Below are 24,994 nucleotides of genomic sequence, written 5' to 3'. Positions count from 1 at the left end.
CGCCCGCGCAGCGGCTCTCAGCCCTTCGCGGCCGTCGTACGCCCCGGAATGACGAGCCGTTCGCCCACGCCGAGCCGGTCGGGATGGCTCCCGAGCCTGCCGCGGTTGGCCTTGTACAGGGCCTGCCAGCCGCCCTTCACGTGGTAGCGGCGCGCGATCGAGCTCAGCGTCTCGCCCGCCTTCACCCGGTGGACGCGGCGGTCGAACCGCTCGATCCGCAGCTTCTTGGAGCAGGCGGGCCAGGCGTTCCAGCCCTGGGCCTCAAGGACCTTCTCGGCGACCTTGATCTGCTCCTCCCTGGTGGCGAGATCGGCGCGCGGCGCGTACTTGAGCCCGCCGTGCTCCTCCCAGGTCGGCTGGTAGAACTGCAGCCCGCCGTAGAAACCGTTGCCCGTGTTGGTGTCCCAGCGGCCGTTGCTCTCGCACTCGGCGAGGCAGTGCCACGGCCCCTTGGCCACGGAACAGTCCTCCGCCACGGCGGCGGCCCCGGGTTTCGACGGTGGGGCCGCGGACGCGGCGGCCGAGGGCAGCGCCATCGCAGCCAGGGTCGCGCCGACGACCAGGGAGACGGACCGGACACGCTTGGTCAGCTTCGGATGCATCGGGTCACGCTAGGCAGCTCCGCGGCGGGCCCCTGACGTGCCGCGCCGCCGCGGAGCCGACCCCACCCGGTCGGACTATCAGCAGGTCAGACCGTGAGCCGCTGCCCCGGAACGATCACGTCCGGGTCGCCGCCGATGACCTGCTGGTTGGCCGCGTACACCCGCTGCCAGCTGGTTCCGTGCCGGGCCGCGATGCGGCTGAGGGTGTCGCCCTGGCGAACGGTGTAGTTCCCGGGAGCGCCGCGCGAGACGCCCCGGTCGGAGCGGACCGCGGCCTTGCCGGGCCGCTGCCCGACGGCCTTGGGCACCGATTTGGCGGCCTTCGGCACCGGTTTGGCGGTCTTCGGCACCGGCGCGGCAGCCGATGGCGCGCCGCCGTAGGCGCCGGCCCGGGCCGAGCAAGTGGGCCACGCGCCCCAACCCTGGGCGCGCTGGACCCTGGCGGCGACGGCGATCTGCTGCGCCTTCGACGCCCTGTCGGCGGTCGGCGCATAGGCCCCGCCGCCGTACGCACGCCACGTACCGGCGGAGAACTGCAGCCCGCCGTAGTAGCCGTTGCCCGTGTTGATCTGCCAGTTTCCGCCGCTCTCGCACCGTGCGATGCGGTCCCACACTCCGCTGTCCGCCGCACCGGCCTGGCCGGTCGCGGCGAGCAGGCCCAGCGGGGCCAGGAGTGCGGCCCCTCCGATCGCTGCCTTGGTGCGCGTGCTCTTGGGACGTGCGGACATGAAGATCCCTCTCGAAGGACCCGGGCTCCCCCTGGCCGTCCGAGCCCCTTCGCGCGTCCGGCGCCCGGGGTCCCGGTCGGTCCCGCGCGCCGGTGTCGGTGTTCGAGCTGGCTGATGCGACCGGCGGCGTACCCGAGCGGTGCTCGCTGCACACGGCGGTGGAATCTAGGAGTCCTCCCGCCCGCCATCAACCAAGCCCTTGTCGCACCAGGCCACTTGAGTGTTACCGGGGGTATCGGCAAATTCCGGACACCCACCTCATCCCCCAATGTCGGCATTTACCGGGCACGCCTCCCCTCTGGCTGTGACTCAGCTCACCACCTCAACTTCCATGCCCCCAGCACCTGTTGGCGCGGAGTAACGGATTCCGCCGCTCCGTTGACCCTCCGCTGCGGATGGTTCGATTCCGTTCCCCTTCGCGCGTGACCTGCGCCACTGATCCACCGTTGTCTCCTTATGAGCCGGGCACGGCCCGGCTCGCCACACCCTCCCCATGCACCCCAGATGACGATCCCGAGGAGCCACCCGTGCCGCGCATGCTCGACGTCAGCGACGACGTACGCGCCGAGATCGGCGACGAAGAAGCCGACCGGCTGCTCGCCGGAGACAACACCCCGGGCAGCTACGACTGCACGTCCTGCCGCACCCCGGGCGACGCCGAACAGGAGCGCACCAGCACGGTCCTCTTCGTCGGCGACGAGACGGCCGTGCTCGCCTTCGCCCACGCCACCTGCCTGCCCTCCCAGATCGTCACGGTCTCCGAGGAGCAGCTGCAGGGCGCCGTGCGGTCGATCACCGGCGACGAGGGCGCGGCGCCGGCCGACGCCGCGCCGAACCAGGCCGTGCTCGGCGTGACCAGCGGCCTCGTCCTGATCGAGGGCGAGCTGCGCCCGGCACTCGTCGTCGAGCCGACCGGCGCCATCGCCCGCCCCGGCGCCGCGCCGGGCGGCACGGACGACTTCCTGCCGCTCCTGATCGAGCAGGGCTTCATGCCGGTCGCCTCGCTGGACTCCGTACCGCCCCCGCTGCCCGGCTGGTCGGTGCTGCTCGCCATGGGTCAGCTGCACGCCGTCCTGCAGCCCGGCACCGGCGGCGGCTCCCCCGTCGCCTGGTGGCAGGCGCACCACCCGCTCCAGGTCACCGAGGACTGGCGGACCGCGGCCAACAAGACGCAGACCGTACTGCTCTTCGCGGCCCCCGTGGGCTCCATCGGCCGGCAGCCGCGCGAGGACATGCTGCGGGGCGCCCTGGACAAGGCGGCGACCCACGGACGGCTCGTCGCGGCCTCGATGCCGCTCGCCGGAACCTGAGCGCCCAGGTGTCGGGGGCCGCGCCCGGAGTACGGACGCGCCGGTCACCTTCCTGCCGGACCGGGAAAGCGGCCCGGCCCCCGCATCCGCAGCGCGACGGTTTCGTTGGCACTGACGTGCACACATACGACCCCTCCCGCCCCCGGCCGGCGTATCAGAGCCCCATCCCCTCCATGCGCACGGCGCAGGAGACGACGGGCAGCCACTCGGCCACACCCATCTACGACACGCTGTACTCGGAGTACCTCAGGGCCTTCAGGGCCCTGCCGGGCGACCGGTCCGGCGAGGAGGACCTGGGGTTCGTCGGCTTCGGTACGGGACCGTACGGCTACCAGCACCGGACCGACGGGCGGCACGACCAGCGCTACGGCTCCTACGGCCACTTCCAGATGGCCCGCTACGGCCAGCACGAGCACCACGCGACGGGTCACCACCAGTTCCCCGCGGCCCTGCCCCCGGGCCCGCGCCGCGAGCACTGAGCCCGCGCCCCCGGACAGCCGAATGCCCGGCCCCCCACGAACGGGGGCCGGGCATTCGTACGTGCCGTTGCTGCTGCCTGCTACTTCTTGCGGCCGCGCTTCTCGCGCACGCGCACCGAGACGTGGATCGGCGTGCCCTCGAAGCCGAACTCCTCGCGCAGGCGGCGCTCCAGGAAGCGGCGGTAACCCGCCTCGATGAAGCCGGAGGCGAAGAAGACGAACCGCGGCGGCTTGGTGCCCGCCTGCGTGCCGAAGAGGATGCGGGGCTGCTTGCCGCCGCGGACCGGGTGCGGGTGCGAGGCGACGATCTCACCGAGGAACGCGTTCAGACGCCCGGTCGGCACACGCGTCTCCCAGCCCTCCAGGGCCGTCTCGATCGCCGGGACGAGCTTCTCCATGTGGCGCCCGGTGGCCGCCGACACGTTGACGCGCGGCGCCCAGGCGACCTGGGCGAGCTCGGTCTCGATCTCCCGCTCCAGGTAGTAGCGGCGCTCCTCGTCGAGGGTGTCCCACTTGTTGTACGCCACCACGATCGCGCGGCCGGCCTCGACGGCCATCGTCACGATGCGCTGGTCCTGCACCGAGATGGACTCGGAGGCGTCGATGAGGATCACCGCGACCTCCGCCTTCTCCACGGCGGCGGCGGTACGCAGCGAGGCGTAGTAGTCGGCGCCCTGCTGGAGGTGGACGCGCTTGCGGATGCCCGCCGTGTCGACGAACTTCCAGGTGACGCCGCCCAGTTCGATGAGCTCGTCGACCGGGTCGCGGGTGGTGCCCGCCAGTTCGTTGACGACCACGCGGTCCTCGTTCGCCACCTTGTTGAGCAGCGAGGACTTGCCGACGTTCGGACGGCCGATGAGCGCGATGCGGCGGGGGCCGCCGATGGCCGCGCCGAAGGTCTGCTCAGGTGCGTCGGGGAGCGCCTCCAGGACGGCGTCCAGCATGTCGCCGGTGCCGCGGCCGTGCAGCGCGGAGATGGGGTGCGGCTCGCCGAGGCCGAGGGACCACAGGGCGGTGGCGTCGGCCTCGCCGGAGGGGCCGTCGACCTTGTTGGCGCAGAGCACGACGGGCTTGCCGGCCTTGCGCAGCAGGCGCACGACGGCCTCGTCGGTGTCGGTGGCGCCGACGGTGGCGTCCACGACGAAGACCACGGCGTCCGCGGCCTCGATGGCGTACTCCGCCTGGGCGGCGACGGACGCGTCGATGCCGAGCACGTCCTGCTCCCAGCCGCCGGTGTCGACGAGCTTGAAACGGCGGCCCGACCACTCGGCCTCATAGGTGACGCGGTCGCGGGTCACCCCTGGGCGGTCCTCCACGACGGCCTCGCGGCGGCCGATGATGCGGTTCACGAGGGTCGACTTGCCGACATTGGGCCGGCCGATGACGGCGAGGACGGGCAGCGGGCCGTGGCCCGCCTCCTCGATGGCGCCCTCGACGTCCTCGATGTCGAAGCCCTCTTCGGCGGCGAGCTCCATGAACTGTGCGTACTCGGCGTCGCCGAGCGCCCCGTGGTCGTGCTCGGCAAAGCCGTCGCCCTCGGGCTGGATCTGGTCGTTCATGAAGTCCGTACCTCGTCGTTCATCGTGGTGATCGGTGCACCGGCCTCTCGTATCGGTCGGGGCACTACTTGATAAGTCTCGACTTGATAAGTCTCGCTCAGCGCCCGGTCAGGCGCCTGGCGTTTTCCAGGTGGGCGGTGAGCCGCTCCTGGATGCGCACGGTCGCCTCGTCCAGCGCCTTGCGCGTACGCCGTCCGCTGCCGTCGCCCGCGTCGAACGGGTCGCCGAAGATGACGTCGACCCGGCTGCGCAGCGGAGGCAGCTGCTTTATCAACCGTCCGTTGCGCTCGGTGCTTCCCAGCACCGCCACCGGGACGATCGGGGCGCCGGAGCGCACCGCGAAGTACGCGAGCCCGGCCCGCAGGGACGCGAAGTCGCCGTCCCCCCGGGTGCCCTCGGGGAAGATCCCGAGGACGCCGCCCTGCTCCAGGACGCCGAGGGCCCGTGTGATGGCCGTCCGGTCGGCGACCGTACGGTCCACCTTCAGCTGGCCGATGCCGTGCAGGAAGGAGCCGAGCGGCCCGATGAACGCTTCCTTCTTGATCAGGAAGTGCGTGGGCCGGGGCGCGACGCCCATGACCATCGGACCGTCGACGTTGTGCGAGTGGTTGACGGCCAGGATCACGGGGCCGGTGGCGGGCACCCGCCAGGAGCCGAGCACCCGGGGCTTCCACAAGCCGTACATGAGGCCGACGCCGATGCGGCGGCCGACCTCGGCCCCCCGCTCGGAGGCACCCTTGTCGGAGGCACCCTTGTCGGAGGCACCCTTGTCGGAGGTGCCCCGCTCCAGAGCCCTCCGACCGGAGGGAGCCTTGTTCACTTCCCCGCCCGCTTCTCCTCGACGAGGGTGACCACGCACTCGATGACCTGCTGGAGCGTGAGCTCGGTGGTGTCGACCTCGACGGCGTCGTCGGCCTTGGCCAGCGGGGACGTCTTGCGGCTGGAGTCGGCCGCGTCCCGCTTGATCAGGGCTTCCTGGGTCGCCTTGACGTCGGTGCCCTTGAGCTCGCCGGAGCGGCGGGCGGCGCGGGCCTCGGGCGAGGCGGTGAGGAAGATCTTCAGGTCGGCGTCGGGCAGCACGGTCGTACCGATGTCACGGCCCTCGACGACGATGCCCTTCTCGGCCGACGCGGCGATGGAACGCTGCAGCTCGGTGATGCGGGTGCGCACCTCGGGGACGGCGCTGACGGCGCTGACCTTGGAGGTGACGTCGCCGGTGCGGATCGGACCCGCGACGTCCGTGCCGTCGACCGTGATGGTCGGGGCGGCCGGGTCGGTGCCGGAGACGATCTCGGGCTTGCCCGCGACGGCGGCGATGGCGGTCGGGTCGGTGAGGTCGATGCCGTTGTGCACCATCCACCAGGTGATCGCCCGGTACTGGGCCCCGGTGTCCAGGTAGCTGAGGCCGAGCTGGGCGGCGACGGCCTTCGAGGTGCTCGACTTGCCCGTGCCGGAGGGGCCGTCGATGGCGACGATCACGGCTGCCGGGGCGGCGGTTGCTGCGGAGTCCACGGGGTGCGGGCACCTTTCGCTGTACGCGGGCCAGGAAAGCGGGGCGCGATTGCGCCCCGCACAAGGTTACTGGCTCGCACGGCCTGTCCCGACAGCCCCTGCGGCGGCCGTCCGGGGACGTCCGCCGCGGGCCCTACCGCCGGATCGACCAGCCCCGCTCCCGCAGCGCCGTGCTGAGGACGGCCGCGGCCGTCGGCTCGACCATGAGCTGCACCAGGCCCGCCTGCTGCCCGGTCGCGTGCTCGATGCGCACGTCCTCGATGTTGACGCCCGCCAGGTCCGCGTCGGCGAAGATCCGCGCCAGCTGGCCCGCCTTGTCGTCGATGAGCACCGCGACGATCTCGTACGCCGCCGGGGCCGCCCCGTGCTTGCCGGGCACCCGGGTGCGGCCCGCGTTGCCGCGCCGGAGCATGCCCTCGACCCCGGCCGCGCCCTCGGACCGCTTCGCCTCGTCGGCCGACTGCAGGGCGCGCAGCGCCGTCACCGTCTCGTCCAGGTCGGCGGCGACCGCCGAGAGCAGGTCGGCGACGGGCCCGGGGTTGGCGGAGAGGATGTCGATCCACATCCGCGGGTCGGACCCGGCGATCCGCGTGACGTCGCGGATGCCCTGGCCGCAGAGCCGTACCGCCGTCTCCTCCGCGTGCTCCAGGCGGGCCGCGACCATGCTGGAGACCAGGTGCGGCATGTGCGAGACGAGGGCGACCGCGCGGTCGTGGGCGTCGGCCTCCATGACGACGGGCACGGCGCGGCAGAGCGCGACCAGCTCCAGGGCGAGGTTGAGCACCTCGGTGTCGGTGTCCCGGGTCGGGGTCAGCACCCAGGGCCGCCCCTCGAAGAGGTCGGCGGTGGCGGCCAGCGGGCCGCTGCGCTCGCGCCCCGACATCGGGTGCGTGCCGATGTACGGGGTCAGGTCGAGGCCGAGCTCCTCCAGCTCCCGGCGCGGGCCGCCCTTGACGCTCGCCACGTCCAGGTAGCCGCGGGCGACAGAGCGCCGCATGACGTCGGCCAGGGTGGCGGCGACGTACGAGGGCGGCACGGCGACGACACAGAGGTCGACGGGGCCCTCGGGGGCCGCGTCGGTGCCGGCGCCGAGCGCGGCGGCGGTGTGGGCCTGCGCCGGGTCGTGGTCGGCGAGGTGGACGGCGACGCCGCGGGAGGCGAGGGCCAGGGCGGCGGAGGTGCCGATCAGGCCGGTGCCGATGACGAGGGCGGTTCTCACTGGGCGATGTCCTTGCGGAGTGCGGCCGCGATCCCGAGGGGCACGGGCGTGCTCCCGGAGCGGGGCCGGTCGGTGTCGAGGTGCGCGAGGAGGCGTACGACTGCTGTACGGCAAGCCTAGTCAGCGCCCGGCACAGGAGTGCGCGGCGCCCGGCTGCCGAGACGGACGGTGCGCTGCGAACGGGGGACGGGAGCCGTCGGCCGGCCGCCGGAAAATCGATCACCCATCGGCCCACCACGGCCGTACGCTCGTCCCATGCGCCCCCAGGATCTGGCCCTCGTACGCGACCACACGGTCTACTCCTGCGTGATGGGCTCGCGCGCCTTCGGGCTGGCCACGGACGGCAGCGACACCGACCGCCGGGGTGTCTTCCTGGCCCCCACCCCGCTGTTCTGGCGGTTCGAGAAGCCGCCGACGCATCTGGACGGGCCGGCGGAGGAACAGTTCAGCTGGGAGCTGGAGCGCTTCTGCGAGCTCGCCCTGCGCGCCAATCCGAACGTCCTGGAGTGCCTGCACTCACCCCTCGTGGAACACCTCACGGACACCGGCCGCGAGCTCCTTTCGCTGCGGGAGGCTTTTCTCTCCCGGGAGGCCCACGACACCTTCGCCCGCTACGCGCTGGGCCAGCGCAAGAAGCTGGAGGCGGACGTCCGCACCCATGGCGCCCCGCGCTGGAAGCACGCCATGCATCTGCTGCGGCTGCTGGTCTCCTGCCGGGACCTGCTGCGCACCGGCGAGCTGAGAATCGACGTCGGCGAGCAGCGCGAGCCGCTGCTCGCGGTCAAGCGCGGCGAGGTCTCCTGGCGCGAGGTCGAGGCCCGGATGAACCGCCTGGCGGCCGAGGCCGAGGAGGCGGCGCCCCGCAGTCCGCTGCCGGCCGGGCCCGACCGGCGGCGGATCGAGGACTTCCTGGTCCGCGCGCGCCGGGCGTCAGCCCTGCGCCCCCTGGAGCCGTACGCGGACGACGAGGTCGTGCAGGGCGTCGTACGCGCTGTGGACGCCGGGCTCTGAGTCCGCCTGCGCCGCGTCGAGGACGGCGTGGGCAGGTCGGCGACGGAGGCGAAGTCGGTGTACAGGTCGGGGCCCAGGCCCACGGTCATCCCTCAAGCATCCCAGAGCGCCCCGAGCTCCAGGAGTTCGGCCCGGTACTCGATCCGCGCGACCCACTCGGCGGGCCAGGCGTCCGCGCCGAGGCGGGCCCCCGCGAACGCCCCGGTCAGACAGGCGATCGAGTCGGAGTCCCCCGACGTACAGGCGGCCCTGCGCAGGGCGGTGACCGGCTCGTCGACGAACTGCAGGAAGCACAGCAGCGCGGTGGCGAGCGCCTCTTCGGCGATCCAGCCCTCGCCGGTGGCCAGGCAGGGGTCGGTCTCGGCGTTGGCGTGCTTCAGCGCGGCATCGAGGCGTTCGAGGACGGCCAGGCACTCGTCCCAGCCACGGGCGATGAACGCGCGCGGCGTCGGGGCCTCGCCCCTCGTCCACAACTCCCCGAGCCAGCGCGCGTGATAGGTCTCCCGGTTCTCGTACGCGTAGGAGCGAAGGAGTCCGACGAGCCCCGTCGGCTCGGCGCCCTCGGCGAGCAGCCGCACGGTGTGCGCGGTGAGATCGGAGGCGGCGAGCGCCGTCGGGTGGCCGTGGGTGAGCGCGGACTGCAACTGGGCGGCGCCCGCCCGCTGTTCGTCGCTCAGGCCGGGCACGAGCCCGAGGGGGGCGACGCGCATGTTGGCGCCGCAGCCCTTGGAGTGCGCCTGGGTGGCCTCCTCCCACGGCTTGCCGGTCTTGAGGAGGTAGCAGGCCTTCAGGCAGGTGTTGCCGGGCGCGCGGTTGTTCTCCGGCGACTGGTACCAGTCCACGAACTCCTCGCGCACCGGCCGCTCCATGCGCTTCGGCCCGAGGCTCCCCCGCTCCATGGCGGTGCGCAGGCCGCGGGCGAGCGCGAGCGTCATCTGCGTGTCGTCGGTGACGATCGCGGGGGCCGGCAGCTCCATCTCGCGCCAGGGCCCGCACTTGGCGAGGATCGAGGGGACGTCGTTGAACTCGGTCGGGAAGCCGAGCGCGTCGCCGAGCGCGAGACCCGTGAGGGTTCCGGTGGCGGCGCGTTTCATGAGGGCGTTCATGAGGGCTGTCCTTCCGGGGCGGGGCGGAGCAGGGGCGGGTGCAGGGCGGTGGCGGTACCGGCCCTGAAGAGGGCGGCGGGCTTCCCGCGGCCGCCGGTCAGCCGGGCGGCGCCGGGGACCGCCTCGACGAGGCCCGCCGTGCCGACCACCTTGCGCCGGAAGTTCGCGGGGTCGAGCTCGGCGCCCCACACCGCTTCGTAGACCTGCCGCAGCTCGCCGAGCGTGAACTCGGGCGGGCAGAAGGCGGTGGCGAGGCCGGTGTACTCCAGCTTGGCGCCGACCCGGTCGTGGGCGTCGGCGAGGATCCGGTCGTGGTCGAAGGCGAGCGGCCGGTACGTCGCCGGGGTGTACGGCAGCCAGGCCGCGCGGGCCGCGTCGCCTCCCCCGCGGACCTGCGGCGGGTCGGGGACGAGCGCCGCGAAGGCGACGGAGACGACCCGCATGCGCGGGTCGCGGCCCGGGTCGCTGTAGGTGCGCACCTGCTCCAGGTGCAGCCGTCCGGTGTCCGCGATGCCGGTCTCCTCGGCGAGTTCCCGGCCCGCGGCGTCCTCGGCCGACTCGTCGGGGAGCACGAATCCGCCGGGCAGGGCCCAGCGCCCGGCGTACGGCTCCTGGCCGCGCTCGACGAGCAGCACGTGCAGTGCGCCTTCCCGGACGGTGAACACCGCCAGGTCCACGGTGACGGCGAACGGTTCGAAGGCGTACTTGTCGTAGCCCTGCATGCACGACCACCCCCCTCTCTTTATAGTCACCAGGACTATAAAGAGAGGGGGGTGGTTCGGGCAAGCGATTCCCGCAGGCCTGATTCCTACGGGCCTACAGGTCGACCTCCTGCATCAGCATCCCGACCTCCGTGTTCGACAGGCGCCGCAGCCAGCCGGACTTCTGGTCGCCCAGGGTGATCGGCCCGAAGGCGACCCGCACCAGCTTGTCGACGGGGAAGCCCGCCTCGGCGAGCATGCGCCGCACGATGTGCTTGCGGCCCTCGTGCAGGGTGACCTCGACCAGGTAGTTCTTGCCGGTCTGCTCGACGACGCGGAAGTGGTCCGCGCGGGCGTACCCGTCCTCAAGCTCGATGCCGTCCTTGAGCCGCTTGCCCAGGTCACGCGGGATCGGGCCCACGATGTGCGCGAGGTAGACCTTCTTCACGCCGTACTTGGGGTGGGTCAGGCGGTGCGCCAGCTCGCCGTGGTTGGTGAGCAGGATGACACCCTCGGTCTCGGTGTCGAGCCGCCCCACGTGGAAGAGCCGCGTCTCGCGGTTGGTCACGTAGTCGCCCAGGCACTGACGGCCCTCGGTGTCCTCCATGGTGGAGACGACACCGGCGGGCTTGTTCAGCGAGAAGAACTGGTACGACTGGGTGGCGACCGTCAGGCCGTCGACCTTGATCTCGTCCTTCTCCGGGTCGACGCGCAGTCCCTGCTCCAGGACGATCTCGCCGTTGACCTCGACGCGGGCCTCGTCGACCAGCTCCTCACAGGCGCGGCGCGAGCCGTAGCCCGCGCGGGCGAGGATCTTCTGCAGGCGCTCGCCCTCCTGCTCGGCGCCCGGGAAGGTCTTGGGCAGGCTCGCCTTCGGCTTGCCCGCGTACCGCTCGCGGTTGCGCTCCTCGGCCCGCGCGTCGTACTCACGGGAGGTGGCCGGAGCCCAACGGCCCCGTCCGGCGCCCTGGCCCTGCTTGGGCCCGCCCTTGGCGCCGCCGCGCGCCGAGGCGCCACGGCCCGACTTCGGACCGTTATGCGTGCCGTCGGACCCTACGTCGTAGCGCCGCTCCTCCGGACGCGGCTTCTTCGGACGGCCGGAGCCGCCCTGCTTGTCATCGCGGTTGTTGCCGGCCCCGCGGGGGTTGCCGCGGCCGCCGCCGTTCCCGCCGCGGCCGCCGCTGTTGCCACCACGGCTCCCGCCGTTGTTTCCGCTGCTGTTCCTGCCGCTGCTGCTTCGCATCAAAAGTTCCGTCTAGTCGACTGTGTCCTGGGGGTACTCGTACCCCGGCGCATCGGGTGCGTCCGGGTCGAACGACGGGACACCCTCCAGCGTGTCACCCTCGATCGCGTCCGCCTCGGGGAGGAAGGGCGCGAGCTCGGGAAGCTCGTCCAGGCCGCGCAGGCCCATCCGCTCCAGAAAGTAGTTCGTCGTCCTGTACAGGATCGCACCTGTTTCGGGTTCCGTGCCCGCCTCCTCCACCAGACCCCTCTGGAGGAGAGTGCGCATCACGCCGTCACAGTTCACCCCGCGCACCGCGGAGACCCGGGAACGGCTGACCGGCTGGCGGTACGCGACGACCGCGAGGGTCTCCAGAGCCGCCTGGGTGAGCCGCGCCTGCTGCCCGTCCAGGACGAAGCCCTCCACGGCGGCGGCGTACTCGGGCCGCGTGTAGAACCGCCAGCCGCCGGCCACGAGGCGCAGCTCGAAGCCGCGCTTCTGCACGGTGTACTCGTCGGCAAGATCACGCAGCGCGACGGCCACCTCACGCCTGCCGCGCTGAAGGATCTTCGCCAGGTGTTCCTCGGTGGCCGGCTCGTCGACGACCATCAGGACGGCCTCCAGGGCGGGCCGCAGCTCCAGCTCGGCCACGGCTCCGGCAAGCTCGCCCACGGGGCTCTGCGCGCTCACGCCTTTTCCTCCATCGGCTCGGGGGCCCGGTCGAACTCGTCGGTCACGGCCAGCTCCGCATCGCCGTCGCCGCCCGCCCACCTGACCAGCAGCTCGCCGAGGGGGTCGGCCTGGTCCAGGGTGACGGCCTTCTCGCGGTAGAGCTCCAGCAGGGCCAGGAAGCGGGCGACGACCGTGAGGGTGTCCCCCGCGTCCGCCACGAGCTCCTGGAAGCTGGCCTCGCCCCGTTCCCGCAGCCACGCGATCACCAGACCGGCCTGCTCCTGCACGGAGACCAGCGGGGCGTGGATGTGCTCGACGTACACCTGCGGCTTCGCGCGCGGCTGCATCGCCTTCACGGCGAGCTTGGCGAAGCCCTCCGCGCCGATGCTGATCACGACCTCGGGCAGCAGCTCGGCGTGGTGCGGTTCGAGGCCCACGGTCCGCGGGTAGCGCCGCGCCTCGTCGTCGAGCCGCCCGCTGAAGATGTCCGCGATCTGTTTGTACGCGCGGTACTGCAACAGCCGGGCGAAGAGCAGGTCCCGCGCTTCGAGCAGCGCCAGATCGGCCTCGTCCTCGACCTCGGCGGCGGGCAGCAGCCGCGCCGCCTTCAGGTCGAGCAGGGTGGCGGCGACGACCAGGAACTCGGTCGTCTGGTCCAGGTCCCAGTCGGTGCCCATGGCCCGGATGTGGGCCATGAACTCGTCGGTCACCTTGGACAGTGCGACCTCGGTGACGTCCAGCTTGTGCCGGGAGATCAGCTGGAGCAGCAGATCGAAGGGTCCTTCGAAGTTAGCGAGGCGGACCTTGAACCGTCCGTCGTCGGGTTCGTCCCGGTCCTTCTCCGCGGGCGCCGTCTCGACAGATGCCGTGTCGGCAGGCGCCGTCTCGACAGATGCCGTCTCGACAGGTGCTGTCTCCGCAGGCGCCGCCTCGTCGGGCGCCGACCCTGGCCCACGCCCCAGGGCGCGGCGCCGGGCGGACGGGGGCGGTACGGAGTCGTTCGTGGCCATCAGGCGGGAACGCTACCCCTACCGCCCGCGAAGCCGTCGTACGAGAATGCTCGCGTCCCCGCGCGACTCCAGGTCGGCGAGGACGACCGCGACCGCCTCGCGCACGATGCGCCCGCGGTCGACCGCGAGGCCGTGCTCACCGCGCAGCACCAGGCGCGCGTGCTCCAGGTCCATCAGCTCCTCGGCGGAGACGTACACGGTGATCTTCTCGTCGTGCCGCTCGCGCCCGCTGGGCCGGCGGTTGGCCGCCCGCGCCCGGCGCCGTGCCTGCGCGGTGGACGTGCCTCCGGACTTGCCGCCGCTCTGCTGAGCCGAACCTTCCTGCGCGGGCGCCGAACGGCGTCCGGCGCCCTTCTCGCCCTCGGCGGCTGCCGCGCGGCTGCGTGACTCGGCCCCGGACTCCGCGTCCGCGGCCGTGTGTTCGGCGGGTTCACCGCCGTCGCCCTGCGCCGCCGTCCCCTCGGCCGCCGCGGCCGTCTCGTCGCTCTCGCCCGCCGGAGCGGGCACCCGCGCCTCGCCGTTGGCCGGGCGCCGCGGCGACGACGACTGCAGCGCCATCCCCCCGGTCGTACGGAACAGTTCGTCGGCCCCGGGCAGACTCACTCGGCGTGACACCGGGCGAGCACCTCCCTGGCGAGCTGACGATAGGCGGCCGCGCCGACCGAGTTGGAGGCGTACGTCGTGATCGGCTCACCGGCGACCGTGGTCTCCGGGAAGCGGACCGTGCGCCCGATGACCGTGTGGTAGACGTGGTCGTCGAAGGCCTCGACCACGCGCGCGAGCACCTCACGGCTGTGCACCGTGCGGGAGTCGTACATGGTCGCGAGGATGCCGTCGAGCTCCAGGTCGGGGTTGAGCCGCTCCTGGACCTTCTCGATGGTCTCCGTCAGCAGGGCCACACCGCGCAGCGCGAAGAACTCGCACTCGAGCGGCACGATCACCTTGTGGGCCGCCGTCAGGGCGTTCACGGTGAGCAGGCCGAGCGAGGGCTGACAGTCGATCACGATGTAGTCGTAGTCCTGCATGAGCGGCTTCAACGCCCGCTGCAGCGTGGACTCGCGCGCGACCTCGCTCACCAACTGCACCTCGGCGGCCGACAGGTCGATGTTGCTGGGCAGCAGGTCCATGTTCGGGACCGCCGTCTTCAGGAGCACCTCGTCCGCGGACATGCCGCGCTCCATGAGGAGGTTGTAGACCGTCAGGTCCAGCTCCATCGGGTTCACCCCGAGGCCCACGGAGAGTGCGCCCTGCGGGTCGAAGTCGACGAGCAGGACCCGGCGTCCGTACTCCGCGAGGGCCGCGCCCAGGTTGATGGTCGACGTCGTCTTGCCGACGCCGCCCTTCTGGTTGCACATCGCGATGATCTTCGCGGGACCGTGATCGGTCAGCGGGCCCGGGATCGGGAAGTACGGCAGCGGGCGTCCCGTGGGGCCGATGCGCTCGCGGCGCTGACGGGCGGCGTCCGGCGCGAGCGTGGCCGCGTACTCCGGATCGGGCTCGTACTCGGCGTCGGGGTCGTAGAAGTGCCCCTGGGGCAGTTCCTCGTAGTCGGCGAGGTGGGTGTGGGTGTTATCGCCACTCCGGTCGCCGGCCATGGCGTTCACGTGATGGCCATCCATGCTCTGGGGTGCTGGCTGTGTCGGCTGGGGGCCCTGCCGGGCTTCGAAGGTGCGGACAGCGACCGAGCCGACGGCCTCGATCCCTACGGGACCCTGGTCCCGCACAGACGTTCCTGGTTGACCACCCCCGGGAGCAAATGTCGACTCATTCACAAGTCGTCTTACCTCCTTGGTGACCAGGAAATTTCTCGATAGGTCAGCGTGGCACCATGCCGACGGTTGGCGACTCTATGGCGTGTCACCGCTCCACAGCAACACAATCCACCGGACCCGGCCCGATGTGTCGGCAACGGAACACCCTTGTGTCAAGGGTGTACGGCTCACCATCGCCACGTTTCGAGGGTGGGCGAAACGGTTAAAGGGTTACGTTCACGGCTAGTTGAGCGTGTCCACACTGATACGCATACGGCCGGACCCCTCTCAAGGTCCGGCCGCTGGCGTGAGATTGACGACTTTCGTTGACGAAAGCGCCGGGTAACCGACCGGAGTCGGTCACCCGGGTCAGCCGAGGAGCGACTCCAGCTCGACGTGCTCCAGGCCGTGGGCCTCGGCGACCTCCTTGTAAACAACCTTGCCGTCATGGGTGTTGAGACCCAGGGCGAGCGCCGGGTCGCGGCGCAGGGCCTCGGCCCAGCCGCGGTTCGCCAGCTCGACGATGTACGGCATCGTCGCGTTGGTCAGCGCGTACGTGGAGGTGTTCGGCACCGCGCCGGGCATGTTGGCGACGCAGTAGAAGACCGAGCCGTGGACCGGGAAGGTCGGCTCGGCGTGGGTGGTCGCGCGGGAGTCCTCGAAGCAGCCGCCCTGGTCGATCGCGATGTCGACAAGGACACTTCCCGGCTTCATGCGGGAGACGAGCTCGTTGGTGACCAGCTTCGGGGCCTTGGCGCCCGGAATGAGGACGGCACCGATGACCAGGTCGGCCTCAAGGCAGGCCTTCTCCAGCTCGAAGGCGTTGGAGACGACGGTCTGGATCTTCGTACCGAAGATCTTGTCCGCCTCCTTGAGCTTGTTGATGTCCTTGTCGAGCAGGGTCACGTGGAAGCCCATGCCGATGGCGATCTGCGCGGCGTTCCAGCCGGAGACGCCGCCGCCGATGACGACGGCCTTTCCGGCGGCCACGCCGGGGACGCCGCCCGGCAGCACGCCGCGGCCGCCGTTGGCGGCCATCAGGTGGTAGGCGCCGACCTGCGGGGCAAGGCGGCCCGCGACCTCGGACATCGGGGCGAGCAGCGGGAGCGCGCGGCCCGCGGTCTCCACCGTCTCGTACGCGATGGCGGTCGTGCCGGAGTCCAGGAGCGCGTCCGTGCACTCCTTGGAGGCGGCCAGGTGCAGGTAGGTGAAGAGGGTCTGGTCCTTGCGGAGGCGGTGGTACTCCTCGGCGATGGGCTCCTTGACCTTCAGGAGCAGGTCCGCGGTGGCCCAGACCTCGTCGGCGGTGTCCAGGATCTGCGCGCCCGCCGAGACGTACTCGGCGTCCGTGATCGAGGAGCCGACGCCGGCGTTCCGCTCGATGACGACCTGGTGGCCGTGGCGCACCAGCTCGTGCACACCGGCGGGGGTGATGGCCACCCGGAACTCGTTGTTCTTGACCTCGCGGGGGATGCCGACCTTCATCGTCGATCACGGTCCTTGGCTCAGGGGATTTCTCGGGCAATGCAACGCATACCGGTGCACGTGGGGGCGCAACGGGAGACACCGCGGAGGTACGCGGCGGAGCCAGTCTAATGAAGGATTTCTCGCTGTCTAGCCTTCCAATGCTTCAATCTTCCGCAGATGCACTACGGATTTCGCAGGCGGAGGGCTACGCTCCACCATTCCTTTCAAGCCTCGTGGCCTGCGGGAGCTCTCCTCCCAGCATGCGCTCGGCCGCGCCGCGGTGCAGCCGGGCGGCCGCCGGGTCGCCGAGCCGCTCCAGGGTGTCCGCGAGCCGGAGCTGCAGCGCCGCCTGCAACCGCACGTCCTCGGCGTGCCGCGCCCACTCGACGGCCTCCTGGCAGGTACGCAGCGACTCCTCGGGCCGCCCCGCGTACTCCTGCACACGGGCCATCTCGCTCAACGCCCGCGCCTGGGCCGTGACATCGCCGTTCTTGCGGTGCCCGGTCACCGCCGAGCTCCAGTTGCGCAGCGCCTCGCCGTAGCGCCCCGCGTAGGTGTGCACCGTGCCGATCCGGCCGTGGAGGCGAGCGGCGTCCGCGCGCTCGCCGCGGGCCAGGCGGTGGGCGAGGGCCCGGCCGAACCAGTCCGAGGCCCGCGGCCAGTCCCCCAGCTCCTGATAGGCCCCGCCTACGGATTCCATCGCGCGGCCGACGGCGTACGGATCGCCCGCCGCCCGCCCCGCGTCCAGCGCCGCCCGGTAGCGGGCCAGCGCGTCCTGCGTCCGGCCCGTCCGGGCATCCAGGTCCGCGAGGTTCAGCAGCGCCGCGGCCTGCTCGCGCGGCAGGTTCCGCCGCTCGGCCACGTCCAGGACAAGGCGGTGGATGCCGTACAGCTCGGGAGCCGCCGCCTCCGTGCCGCGGTGCGCGACCAGGGCCCGGGTCAGAGCCGCCATCAGGCGCCGCGCGAGGGTGTCGAGCTCCCCGTCGGCCACGGCGAGCCGGGCGGCGGCGAGCAGCGCGGGCTGCCGGATCCGCAGCCACTCGGCGGCGGCACGCCGGCTCGGGAAACGCAGGGCGCGCGGCAGCCCGGCGAGCTTCTTGCGGGCGGCGGAGCCGTCGGGCTCCGTGACCGCCCGGCAGGACTGCAGCAGCCGCACGGTCCGCTCCAGCATCCGGGCCCTGGCCAGCTGGAGCTCGGCCGGGCGGTCCTGGCTCTCGGTACGGGCCCGCAGCAGCGGCACCAGGCAGCCGGGCACCTCGTACTGCGGCAGCGGGGAGGCGACGGCGCGCACGAGCCCGAGCGAGGCGAAGTCCTCCAGCGTGGTCTTGGCCCCGGAGACCGAACAGCCCGCGAGCGCGGAGGCGGTGTGCGGGTCGACGTGGCCGGCCGGGGCGAGGCTGAGGAGGCGCAGTATCCGCGCGGCGGGCGAGGGCAGCGAGGCGTAGGTGTGAGCGAAGACACGCGCGAGGGCCGAGCCCTCGTCGGGCAGCGCGCCCACCCGCTTGGCCAGGTCGGCGACGGCGGCCTTGGGACGCTCCGAGAGCCAGCCCCCGGCGAGGACGAGGGCCGCCGGATGCGCCGCGCACACCTCGACGAGGGACTCCGCGGAGCCCGGGTCGACGGTGATGCGGACGGGCCCGGCGGCGCGGGCGAGGAGTTCGACGGCGGCCTCCTTGTCCAGGCCGCCGAGCGTGCACGGGCGTACGTCGGGGATGCCGGTGAGCGGGCCCTCGGAGACCGCGACGACCAGGCAGTCGGGCGCGTCCGGAAGCAGCGCGTCGACCTGCTCGGCGTCCGCCGCGTCGTCGAGGAGCAGCAGCGCCCTGCGGCCGGCGAGCGCCTCCCTGAGGGTCTCGGCGAGGTCGTCCTCCGCGGCCCCGGGCGGTGCGGGCACGCCCAGGGTGTCGAGCAGGTCGCGGGCGGTGCGCTCGGTGGGCACGCGGCTGCCGTCGGGCTCGGTGAGGTGGGCGCGCAGCACTCCGTCGGGGTACGCGCCGGCGAGCTGCCTGGCGAGTTCCTCGGCGAGCGAGGTGCGGCCCGAGCCGGGGCGGCCCGCGACGAGCAGGACGCGCGCGCGGGGCGCCTTGCGGCCCGAGAGAGTGTCGAGTCCCGCGCGGTCGATGTCGGCGCGGAGCTCCTTCAGCTCCCGGCGTCTGCCGACGAACTGAGCCCTTGTCGACTGCAAGGAGGCACTCGCGGGTGACGGCACCGCACCACCCGCCGTCGCACCGTCCGTGTCGACCGCCTGATCCGTCACGGGCCACGCTCCCGTCCGCCTGCGCACGAACCCGCCGGGGCTCCGGGCGGGACGCTTTCAGAGCCTAGTTCAGGCCCTGCGCCCCGCCCGGTCACGCGGCGCGCACAAGTCGCCCGATCGGATCAGCAGATCGTCACACCGGACGGTTCCAGATGGCTCCAGACGTCCCCGGGGCCCTCAGGCCTCGAAGGGGCGGGCCGGCCAGGGCGCCTCGGCCGGGCGCAGCGCGTCGACACCGTCGCCGTTCAGGACCGCCTGCAGCGAGAGTGCGCCGACCACCAGGCAGTTGTTGTGCAGCTCACCGGCGAGCACGCCGCGCACGAGCTCCTCCAGGGGCACCCGGGCGAGCTCCATGTCGGACTCCTCCTCGGAGACCTCGAAGCGCTCGCCCTCGGCCTCGGAGAGGTCCTGGGCGAGGAAGACGCGCACGGCCTCGTCGCAGCCGCCCGGGGTGGTGTAGACGTCGGTGAGGACCCGCCAGTCCCCGGCCTTCACGTGCGCCTCTTCGTAGAGCTCGCGCTGGGCGGCGTGCAGGGGGTTCTCGCCGGGGATGTCGAGGAGGCCCGCGGGGATCTCCCAGAGCTTGTGGCGCACGGGGTGGCGGTACTGGCGGATGACCAGGACGCGGCCCTCGCCGTCGAGCGCGAGGACGGCCACGGAGCCGGGGTGGACCTGGTAGTCGCGGTGGACGACGGACCCGTCGGGCATGACCACGTCGTCGGTGCGCACGGAGGTCTTGTTGCCGACGAACGGGGTCTCGGTCGCCGTGACCTGCCACTCCTCGGCGGTGTCCTTGATCGTCATGCCCTGTCCTCCCACACGTGCAAACAGAAACCGGGGCGCGTGCCTCGTGAGAGACCCGCACCCCGGCAACCGTATCGCCCTGGTGTTACTTGCCGGACTTGCCGCCCTGCTTGCCCCTGCCCTGCTGACGCTCGACGGCCGCCTTCACGAGGCCGGCGAAGAGCGGGTGCGGGCGGGTCGGACGGGACCGCAGCTCCGGGTGGGCCTGGGTGGCGACCAGGTACGGGTGGACCTCACGCGGGTACTCGACGTACTCGACGAGCTTGCCGTCCGGGGAGGTGCCGGAGAACTGGATACCGGCCTTCTTCTCCAGGTCCGCGCGGTAGGCGTTGTTCACCTCGTAGCGGTGGCGGTGGCGCTCCTCGACGTACTCCTTGCCCTCGTACACCTCGCGCACGATGGAGCCCTCGGCGAGCTTGGCCGGGTACATGCCCAGGCGCATCGTGCCGCCCATGTCACCCTCGCCGGCGACGATGTCGAGCTGCTCGGCCATGGTGGAGATCACCGGGTGGCCGGTGGCCGCGTCGAACTCCGTGGAGTTCGCGTCGGGGATGTCCGCGAGGTTGCGGGCCGCCTCGATGACGATGCACTGCAGGCCGAGGCAGATGCCGAGCAGCGGCACCTTGTTCTCGCGGGCGTAGCGGATCGCGCCGACCTTGCCGGAGACGCCGCGGTCGCCGAAGCCGCCGGGGATCAGGATCGCGTCGCAGTCGGCGAGCTGCTTCTGGGCGTCCGCCGGGGTCTTGCAGTCGTCCGACGTGACCCACTTGACCTTGACGCGGGCCTTGTTGGCGAAGCCGCCCGCGCGCATGGCCTCGGTGATCGAGAGGTACGCGTCCGGCAGGTCGATGTACTTGCCGACGAGCGCGACGGTGACCTCGTGCCGCGGGTTGTGCACGCGGTCGAGCAGGTCGTCCCACTGGGTCCAGTCGACGTCGCGGAACGGCAGGTCGAGCTTGCGCACGACGTAGGCGTCCAGGCCCTCGGTGTGCAGCACCTTCGGGATGTCGTAGATCGACTTGGCGTCGATGGCGGCCACCACGGCGGCCTCGTCGACGTCGCACATCAGCGAGATCTTGCGCTTGATGGCGGTGGGCACCTCGCGGTCGGCGCGCAGCACGATGGCGTCCGGCTGGATGCCGATGTTGCGCAGCGCGGCCACCGAGTGCTGGGTCGGCTTGGTCTTCAGCTCGCCGGAGGGGCCGATGTAGGGCAGCAGCGAGATGTGCACGACGAAGACGTTGTCGCGGCCGACCTCGTGGCGGACCTGGCGGACGGTCTCCAGGAACGGCAGGGACTCGATGTCGCCGACCGTGCCGCCGACCTCGGTGATGACGACGTCGACGTCGTCGGCCGCCATACGGCGGATGCGGTGCTTGATCTCGTTGGTGATGTGCGGGATGACCTGGACGGTGTCGCCGAGGTACTCGCCGCGCCGCTCCTTGGCGATCACCTGGGAGTAGACCTGGCCCGTGGTCACGTTCGCGGAGCCGTCGAGGTCGACGTCGAGGAAGCGCTCGTAGTGGCCGATGTCCAGGTCGGTCTCGGCGCCGTCGTTGGTGACGAACACCTCGCCGTGCTGGAAGGGGTTCATCGTGCCGGGGTCGACGTTCAGGTACGGGTCGAGCTTCTGCATCGTGACGCGCAGACCCCTGGCCTTGAGCAGCGCGCCGAGGCTGGAAGCCGTCAACCCCTTGCCGAGCGAAGAGGCGACACCCCCGGTGACGAAGATGTGCTTGGTCGTCGTGGCTGTGCTGTTTCGGAAAGCAGCGGGCTGCATAGCCAAAGGGGGGCTCCCGTGGTCGCGGTCTGGAGGGTGCGTACCGGCGCTCCCACCAGGGATTCGGGGGGTGCCGTCGCTGCGGTTCGGGGGTTCTATGACCACCGGCTCACGGGCTACCAGGGTATCAGCGCCGGACCGGGACCGCTTCCGGCCACGCTCCGCCACCGGGCGCACACATCCTGGTCACGGAAATCCCGGTCACGTGACGCGCACGGTCGGCTACTTGTGCCCGGCGCACCGGCTCTCACCTGCCGCTCACCCGTTCGGCGGCGGCTCGTTGCCAGGAGGGGCGCGCGGATCACCGGGGTGCGTCGTATCCTGCTCGGACACTCGCTGCCGAGCCCCTCCGGCACACGGCACCATCCCGCCTTGCACCCGGAACAAGCGCTCGTCAACGATCACTTGACCGCTGATCAGTAAGCGCCCCGCGGGGCGAACGTGGCCGTTCGACTGGAGATGCACGTGGCCGGGCGCATCGAGGACTACGCACTCATCGGAGACATGCAGACCGCTGCCCTGGTCTGCCGGGACGGCACAGTCGACTGGCTGTGCCTGCCCCGCTTCGACTCCCACGCCGTATTCGCCGCCCTCTTGGGCACCGACGAACACGGTTTCTGGCGTCTCGGGCCCGCCTACAGCCCGGACGCGCAGCCACCCGCTGCCACGCGCCGCACCTATCGCGGCGATTCCCTGGTGCTCGAATCCGAGTGGGACACGGCGCGCGGCACCGTCCGCGTGATCGATTTCATGCCGCCGCGCGACACCGACGCGCCGCAGCTCGTACGGATCGTCGAGGGCGTCAGCGGGCGGGTGCCGATGCGGTCGGCCCTGCGGATGCGGTTCAGCTACGGCCGTGTGGTGCCCTGGGTGCACAAGGTCGACGGGCGCACGGTGGCCGTCGCGGGACCGGACTCCGTGTGGCACGACACGACCGCCGAGACGTACGGCAAGGACCTGACCACGTACTCGGACTTCACGGTCGCGCCGGGCGAGCGGATCGCGTTCACCATCTCGTGGCAGCCCTCGCACAAGGACCAGCCCGCGCTGCCCGAGCCCGAGGCGGCGCTCACCGCCACGGAGACCTTCTGGCGGGAGTGGGTCGACCACTGCACGTACCACGGCCCGTACCGCGAGGCCGTGGTCCGCTCGCTGATCACGCTCAAGGCGCTGACGTACGCGCCCACCGGCGGGATCGTCGCGGCGCCCACCACCTCGCTGCCCGAGGACATCGGGGGCTCGCGCAACTGGGACTACCGCTTCACGTGGCTGCGCGACGCCGCGATCACGCTCTCCTCGCTGCTGCGCACCGGCTACCGCGAGGAGGCCCGTGCCTGGCGCGAGTGGCTCCTTCGCTCGGTGGCGGGCGACCCGGAGAACCTGCAGATCATGTACGGCATCGCGGGCGAGCGCGAGCTCGGCGAGACCGAGCTGGACTGGCTGCCGGGGTACGAGGGCTCCACGCCGGTCCGGGCGGGCAACGGCGCGGCGAACCAGCTGCAGCTCGACGTCTACGGCGAGGTCACCGAGGCGCTGCATCTGGCGCACATGACGGGTCTGGCCCGCAACGACTACGCGGCCCTCCTCCAGCTCAAGCTGATCCGCTACCTGGAGGACCACTGGGACGAGCCGGACGAGGGCATCTGGGAGGTGCGCGGCCCGCGCCGCCACTTCGTGCACTCCAAGGTGATGGCCTGGGTCGCCGTGGACCGCACCATCAAGCTCATCGAGTCCGGCGACGCGGACGGCCCGCTGGACAAGTGGCGCGACCTGCGCGACGACATCCACCGGGACGTGTGCGAGAAGGGCTACGACGCGGAGCGGAACACCTTCACGCAGTCGTACGGCTCCAAGGAGCTGGACGCCTCGCTGCTCCTGATCCCGCAGATGGGCTTCCTGCCGCCCGACGACAAGCGGGTCATCGGCACGATCGAGGCGATCCAGCGTGAGCTCGCGACGCCGGACGGTTTCATCCTGCGCTACCCGACGGCCGGCGACGACGAGGGCGTGGACGGCCTGGAGGGCGACGAGGGGGCGTTCCTGGCCTGCTCGTTCTGGATGGCCGACGACCTGGCGATGATCGGCCGGGTCGACGAGGCCCGCAAGCTCTTCGAGAAGCTCCTCGCGCTCCGCAACGACCTGGGGCTCCTCGCCGAGGAATGGGACTCCGTGCACCAGCGCCAGGTCGGCAACTTCCCGCAGGCGTTCAGCCACGTGCCGCTGATCGACACGGCACTGCGGCTGACTGCCTCGGGGGCGTACGGAGGTTAGAGACCCTCAGCTCCGGACGGCGACGGGCTGCTGCCCGTCGCCGTCCGCGCGTTCGGCCGCGTCGTCCAGGACGATGCGGCCGATGATCTCGTACCGCCCCGGGTGCCTGACCCGCAGGTACAGGCCGAGACCGAGGCCTCCGAGGAAGACGGCGCCGACGATCCAGGGGACGGCCTTGAAGAGCAGCGAGTCGGCCGCCGTCCCCGCCGCGGTGTCCATGTTGACGACGAGCAGGACGACGACGGCGATCATGCCGATGCCGCCGAGCAGCGGGGCGAGCAGCGTCCTGAACCAGTGCCGGTCCTCGGGGTGGTTGTGCCGGAAGTAGCCGATCACCGCGAAGGAGCACAGGGTCTGGACGATGAGGATCGCCATCGTGCCGAGGATCGCGAGCACGGTGTACAGGTCGGCGTACGGGTCCTGGCCGGTGAGCCAGAAGGCGGCCACCAAGGCCACCGCGATCACGGACTGCGCGTACGAGGCGATGTAGGGCGAGCCGTGCGCGGGGTGCGTGCGGCCCAGCGCGGGGTGCAGGAAACCCTCGCGTCCGATCGCGTACAGATAGCGCGCCGCGCACTGGTGGAAGGCCATGCCGCAGGCGAACGAGCCGGTGATGAGCAGCCACTGGAAGGCGTCGACCGCCCAGGCGCCGATGAAGCGGTGCGCGGGGTCGAAGAAGAGGTCGAGCGGGTCGGCGGAGCGGGCCGCCTCGACCGAGCCGGCCAGGCCGTTGCCCGCGATGGTCATCCAGGAGACGTAGATGTAGAAGAGCCCCACGCCGACGACGGAGACGAGCGTCGCGCGGGGGATGACGCGCTTGGGGTCGCGGGACTCCTCGCCGTACATCGCGGTCGACTCGAAACCGACCCACGACCAGAAGGCGAAGAACAGCCCGAGCCCGGCGGAGGTCCCGGTGAACGCGTTCGAGGGGTCGACCGGGGCGGCGGGGATGCCGTCCGGGCCCCCGCCGTGGATCAGGACGGCCGTGGCCACCGCGAAGAGGACGGCGATCTCCGCGACGAGCATCACGCCGAGCGCCTTCGCCGTGAGGTTGATGTCGAAGTACGACAGGACGGCGGTCACGGCGAGCATCCCGGCCGCGTACAGGACCCACGGCAGGCCGACGCCGAGCTGGTCGAGGACGGTGGTCCGCGCGAAGTACGCGAAGACGCCCACGATCGACGCCTCGAAGACGACGTACGCGAGGACGGCGAGCATCCCCGACGCCATGCCCGCGACGCGGCCGAGGCCGTGCGAGATGTAGCCGTAGAAGGCGCCTGCGGCGGTGATCCGCTTGGCCATGGCGACGTAGCCGACGGAGAAGACCGTCAGGACGAGCGTCGCGAAGAGGTAGCCGGCGGGGGCTCCGGTGCCGTTTCCCGTGCCGACGGCGATCGGCAGGTTCCCGGTCATCGCCGTGATGGGGGCCGCGGTGGCGACCGCCATGAAGACGACGCCGACCACGCCGACGGAGTTCGCTTTGAGACGGTGGACCTCGGGTGTGGTGCGTTGCTCTGGCATGGCGGGCACCCT

General features: G+C 71.8%; 22 protein-coding genes and 1 pseudogene. 4 read left to right on the top strand and 19 right to left on the bottom strand.

Features of this window, described 5'->3' with window-relative positions; all coding sequences use genetic code 11:
• Positions 1 to 17: 17 nt before the first annotated feature.
• Together ACFVYL_RS18025 and ACFVYL_RS18020 are read right to left on the bottom strand one after the other, a co-directional pair.
• Entirely contained in the window at positions 18 to 602 is a 585-nt protein-coding gene (locus ACFVYL_RS18025; protein ID WP_389716938.1) for a transglycosylase family protein, read from the bottom strand.
• A gap of 86 nt (positions 603 to 688) precedes the next feature.
• Complete coding sequence (locus ACFVYL_RS18020) at positions 689 to 1,330, bottom strand: transglycosylase family protein (protein WP_389716935.1); 642 nt, start codon at positions 1,328 to 1,330, stop codon at positions 689 to 691.
• Positions 1,331 to 1,857: 527 nt separating this feature from the next.
• On the opposite strand from ACFVYL_RS18020, the gene ACFVYL_RS18015 reads away from it, so the two are divergent.
• Both ACFVYL_RS18015 and ACFVYL_RS18010 read left to right on the top strand, forming a co-directional pair.
• Positions 1,858 to 2,640: a hypothetical protein gene (locus tag ACFVYL_RS18015; RefSeq protein WP_389716933.1), complete on the top strand. Its 783-nt coding sequence runs from the start codon at positions 1,858 to 1,860 to the stop codon at positions 2,638 to 2,640.
• A gap of 173 nt (positions 2,641 to 2,813) precedes the next feature.
• On the top strand, positions 2,814 to 3,119 hold the full coding sequence (locus ACFVYL_RS18010; protein ID WP_389716930.1) for a hypothetical protein: 306 nt from the start codon (positions 2,814 to 2,816) through the stop codon (positions 3,117 to 3,119).
• Between the two features lie 80 nt (positions 3,120 to 3,199).
• On the opposite strand, the gene der is transcribed toward ACFVYL_RS18010, so the two are convergent.
• The 5 genes and pseudogenes from der to ACFVYL_RS17985 form a co-directional block, all read right to left on the bottom strand.
• Positions 3,200 to 4,678, bottom strand: coding sequence for a ribosome biogenesis GTPase Der (der, locus tag ACFVYL_RS18005; RefSeq protein WP_389716928.1), 1,479 nt, complete (start codon positions 4,676 to 4,678; stop codon positions 3,200 to 3,202).
• 97 nt (positions 4,679 to 4,775) lie between these two features.
• Positions 4,776 to 5,363, bottom strand: a complete 588-nt coding sequence (locus tag ACFVYL_RS18000; protein WP_389717295.1) for a lysophospholipid acyltransferase family protein — start codon at positions 5,361 to 5,363, stop codon at positions 4,776 to 4,778.
• A gap of 131 nt (positions 5,364 to 5,494) precedes the next feature.
• Complete coding sequence (gene cmk, locus ACFVYL_RS17995) at positions 5,495 to 6,190, bottom strand: (d)CMP kinase (protein ID WP_389716925.1); 696 nt, start codon at positions 6,188 to 6,190, stop codon at positions 5,495 to 5,497.
• Between the two features lie 133 nt (positions 6,191 to 6,323).
• Positions 6,324 to 7,409, bottom strand: coding sequence for a prephenate dehydrogenase (locus tag ACFVYL_RS17990; protein WP_389716922.1), 1,086 nt, complete (start codon positions 7,407 to 7,409; stop codon positions 6,324 to 6,326).
• Positions 7,406 to 7,510: pseudogene (locus tag ACFVYL_RS17985) on the bottom strand (chorismate mutase); the annotation flags it as partial. The gene ACFVYL_RS17990 and the pseudogene ACFVYL_RS17985, both read right to left, overlap by 4 nt.
• A gap of 154 nt (positions 7,511 to 7,664) precedes the next feature.
• Between ACFVYL_RS17985 and ACFVYL_RS17980 the strand changes: the two are divergent.
• Positions 7,665 to 8,420 (top strand): DNA polymerase beta superfamily protein, encoded by a 756-nt coding sequence (locus ACFVYL_RS17980; protein WP_389716919.1) that lies wholly within the window; start codon positions 7,665 to 7,667, stop codon positions 8,418 to 8,420.
• Positions 8,421 to 8,512: 92 nt separating this feature from the next.
• On the opposite strand, the gene ACFVYL_RS17975 is transcribed toward ACFVYL_RS17980, so the two are convergent.
• The 11 genes from ACFVYL_RS17975 to ACFVYL_RS17925 all read right to left on the bottom strand — a co-directional run bounded on the left by ACFVYL_RS17975 (position 8,513) and on the right by ACFVYL_RS17925 (position 21,190).
• Complete coding sequence (locus tag ACFVYL_RS17975; RefSeq protein ID WP_389716916.1) at positions 8,513 to 9,526, bottom strand: ADP-ribosylglycohydrolase family protein; 1,014 nt, start codon at positions 9,524 to 9,526, stop codon at positions 8,513 to 8,515.
• Positions 9,523 to 10,248: an NUDIX domain-containing protein gene (locus ACFVYL_RS17970; RefSeq protein ID WP_389716913.1), complete on the bottom strand. Its 726-nt coding sequence runs from the start codon at positions 10,246 to 10,248 to the stop codon at positions 9,523 to 9,525. Before ACFVYL_RS17970 ends, ACFVYL_RS17975 begins: the two co-directional genes overlap by 4 nt.
• A gap of 94 nt (positions 10,249 to 10,342) precedes the next feature.
• Positions 10,343 to 11,470 (bottom strand): pseudouridine synthase, encoded by a 1,128-nt coding sequence (locus tag ACFVYL_RS17965; RefSeq protein WP_389716910.1) that lies wholly within the window; start codon positions 11,468 to 11,470, stop codon positions 10,343 to 10,345.
• A 12-nt stretch (positions 11,471 to 11,482) separates the two neighbouring features.
• Positions 11,483 to 12,139, bottom strand: a complete 657-nt coding sequence (gene scpB, locus ACFVYL_RS17960; RefSeq protein ID WP_389716908.1) for an SMC-Scp complex subunit ScpB — start codon at positions 12,137 to 12,139, stop codon at positions 11,483 to 11,485.
• The gene (locus ACFVYL_RS17955) at positions 12,136 to 13,131 is read right to left on the bottom strand and encodes a segregation and condensation protein A (RefSeq protein WP_389716905.1); all 996 of its coding nucleotides are present in this window, start codon (positions 13,129 to 13,131) and stop codon (positions 12,136 to 12,138) included. Before ACFVYL_RS17955 ends, scpB begins: the two co-directional genes overlap by 4 nt.
• Positions 13,132 to 13,149: 18 nt before the next feature.
• The gene (locus ACFVYL_RS17950) at positions 13,150 to 13,746 is read right to left on the bottom strand and encodes a hypothetical protein (protein WP_389716902.1); all 597 of its coding nucleotides are present in this window, start codon (positions 13,744 to 13,746) and stop codon (positions 13,150 to 13,152) included.
• Positions 13,731 to 14,903 carry a ParA family protein gene (locus ACFVYL_RS17945; RefSeq protein ID WP_389716899.1) on the bottom strand — a complete coding sequence of 391 codons (1,173 nt, stop codon included), beginning with the start codon at positions 14,901 to 14,903 and terminating at the stop codon, positions 13,731 to 13,733. Before ACFVYL_RS17945 ends, ACFVYL_RS17950 begins: the two co-directional genes overlap by 16 nt.
• Positions 14,904 to 15,251: 348 nt before the next feature.
• The gene (ald, locus tag ACFVYL_RS17940) at positions 15,252 to 16,367 is read right to left on the bottom strand and encodes an alanine dehydrogenase (RefSeq protein WP_389716896.1); all 1,116 of its coding nucleotides are present in this window, start codon (positions 16,365 to 16,367) and stop codon (positions 15,252 to 15,254) included.
• 187 nt (positions 16,368 to 16,554) lie between these two features.
• On the bottom strand, positions 16,555 to 18,606 hold the full coding sequence (locus ACFVYL_RS17935) for a tetratricopeptide repeat protein (RefSeq protein ID WP_389716893.1): 2,052 nt from the start codon (positions 18,604 to 18,606) through the stop codon (positions 16,555 to 16,557).
• 177 nt (positions 18,607 to 18,783) lie between these two features.
• Positions 18,784 to 19,410 carry an NUDIX domain-containing protein gene (locus ACFVYL_RS17930; RefSeq protein WP_389716890.1) on the bottom strand — a complete coding sequence of 209 codons (627 nt, stop codon included), beginning with the start codon at positions 19,408 to 19,410 and terminating at the stop codon, positions 18,784 to 18,786.
• Positions 19,411 to 19,495: 85 nt separating this feature from the next.
• Positions 19,496 to 21,190 carry a CTP synthase gene (locus tag ACFVYL_RS17925; RefSeq protein ID WP_389716887.1) on the bottom strand — a complete coding sequence of 565 codons (1,695 nt, stop codon included), beginning with the start codon at positions 21,188 to 21,190 and terminating at the stop codon, positions 19,496 to 19,498.
• A gap of 441 nt (positions 21,191 to 21,631) precedes the next feature.
• Between ACFVYL_RS17925 and ACFVYL_RS17920 the strand changes: the two genes are divergently transcribed.
• Positions 21,632 to 23,461, top strand: coding sequence for a glycoside hydrolase family 15 protein (locus tag ACFVYL_RS17920; RefSeq protein WP_389716884.1), 1,830 nt, complete (start codon positions 21,632 to 21,634; stop codon positions 23,459 to 23,461).
• Between the two features lie 6 nt (positions 23,462 to 23,467).
• On the opposite strand, the gene ACFVYL_RS17915 is transcribed toward ACFVYL_RS17920, so the two are convergent.
• Positions 23,468 to 24,982: an APC family permease gene (locus ACFVYL_RS17915; protein WP_389716882.1), complete on the bottom strand. Its 1,515-nt coding sequence runs from the start codon at positions 24,980 to 24,982 to the stop codon at positions 23,468 to 23,470.
• Positions 24,983 to 24,994 lie beyond the last annotated feature (12 nt).

Source organism: Streptomyces sp. NPDC058308 (assembly GCF_042880275.1).
Lineage (GTDB): Bacteria > Actinomycetota > Actinomycetes > Streptomycetales > Streptomycetaceae > Streptomyces.
Note: the sequence above shows the minus strand (reverse complement) of the source record. Positions and strands in the feature narration are given on the sequence as shown.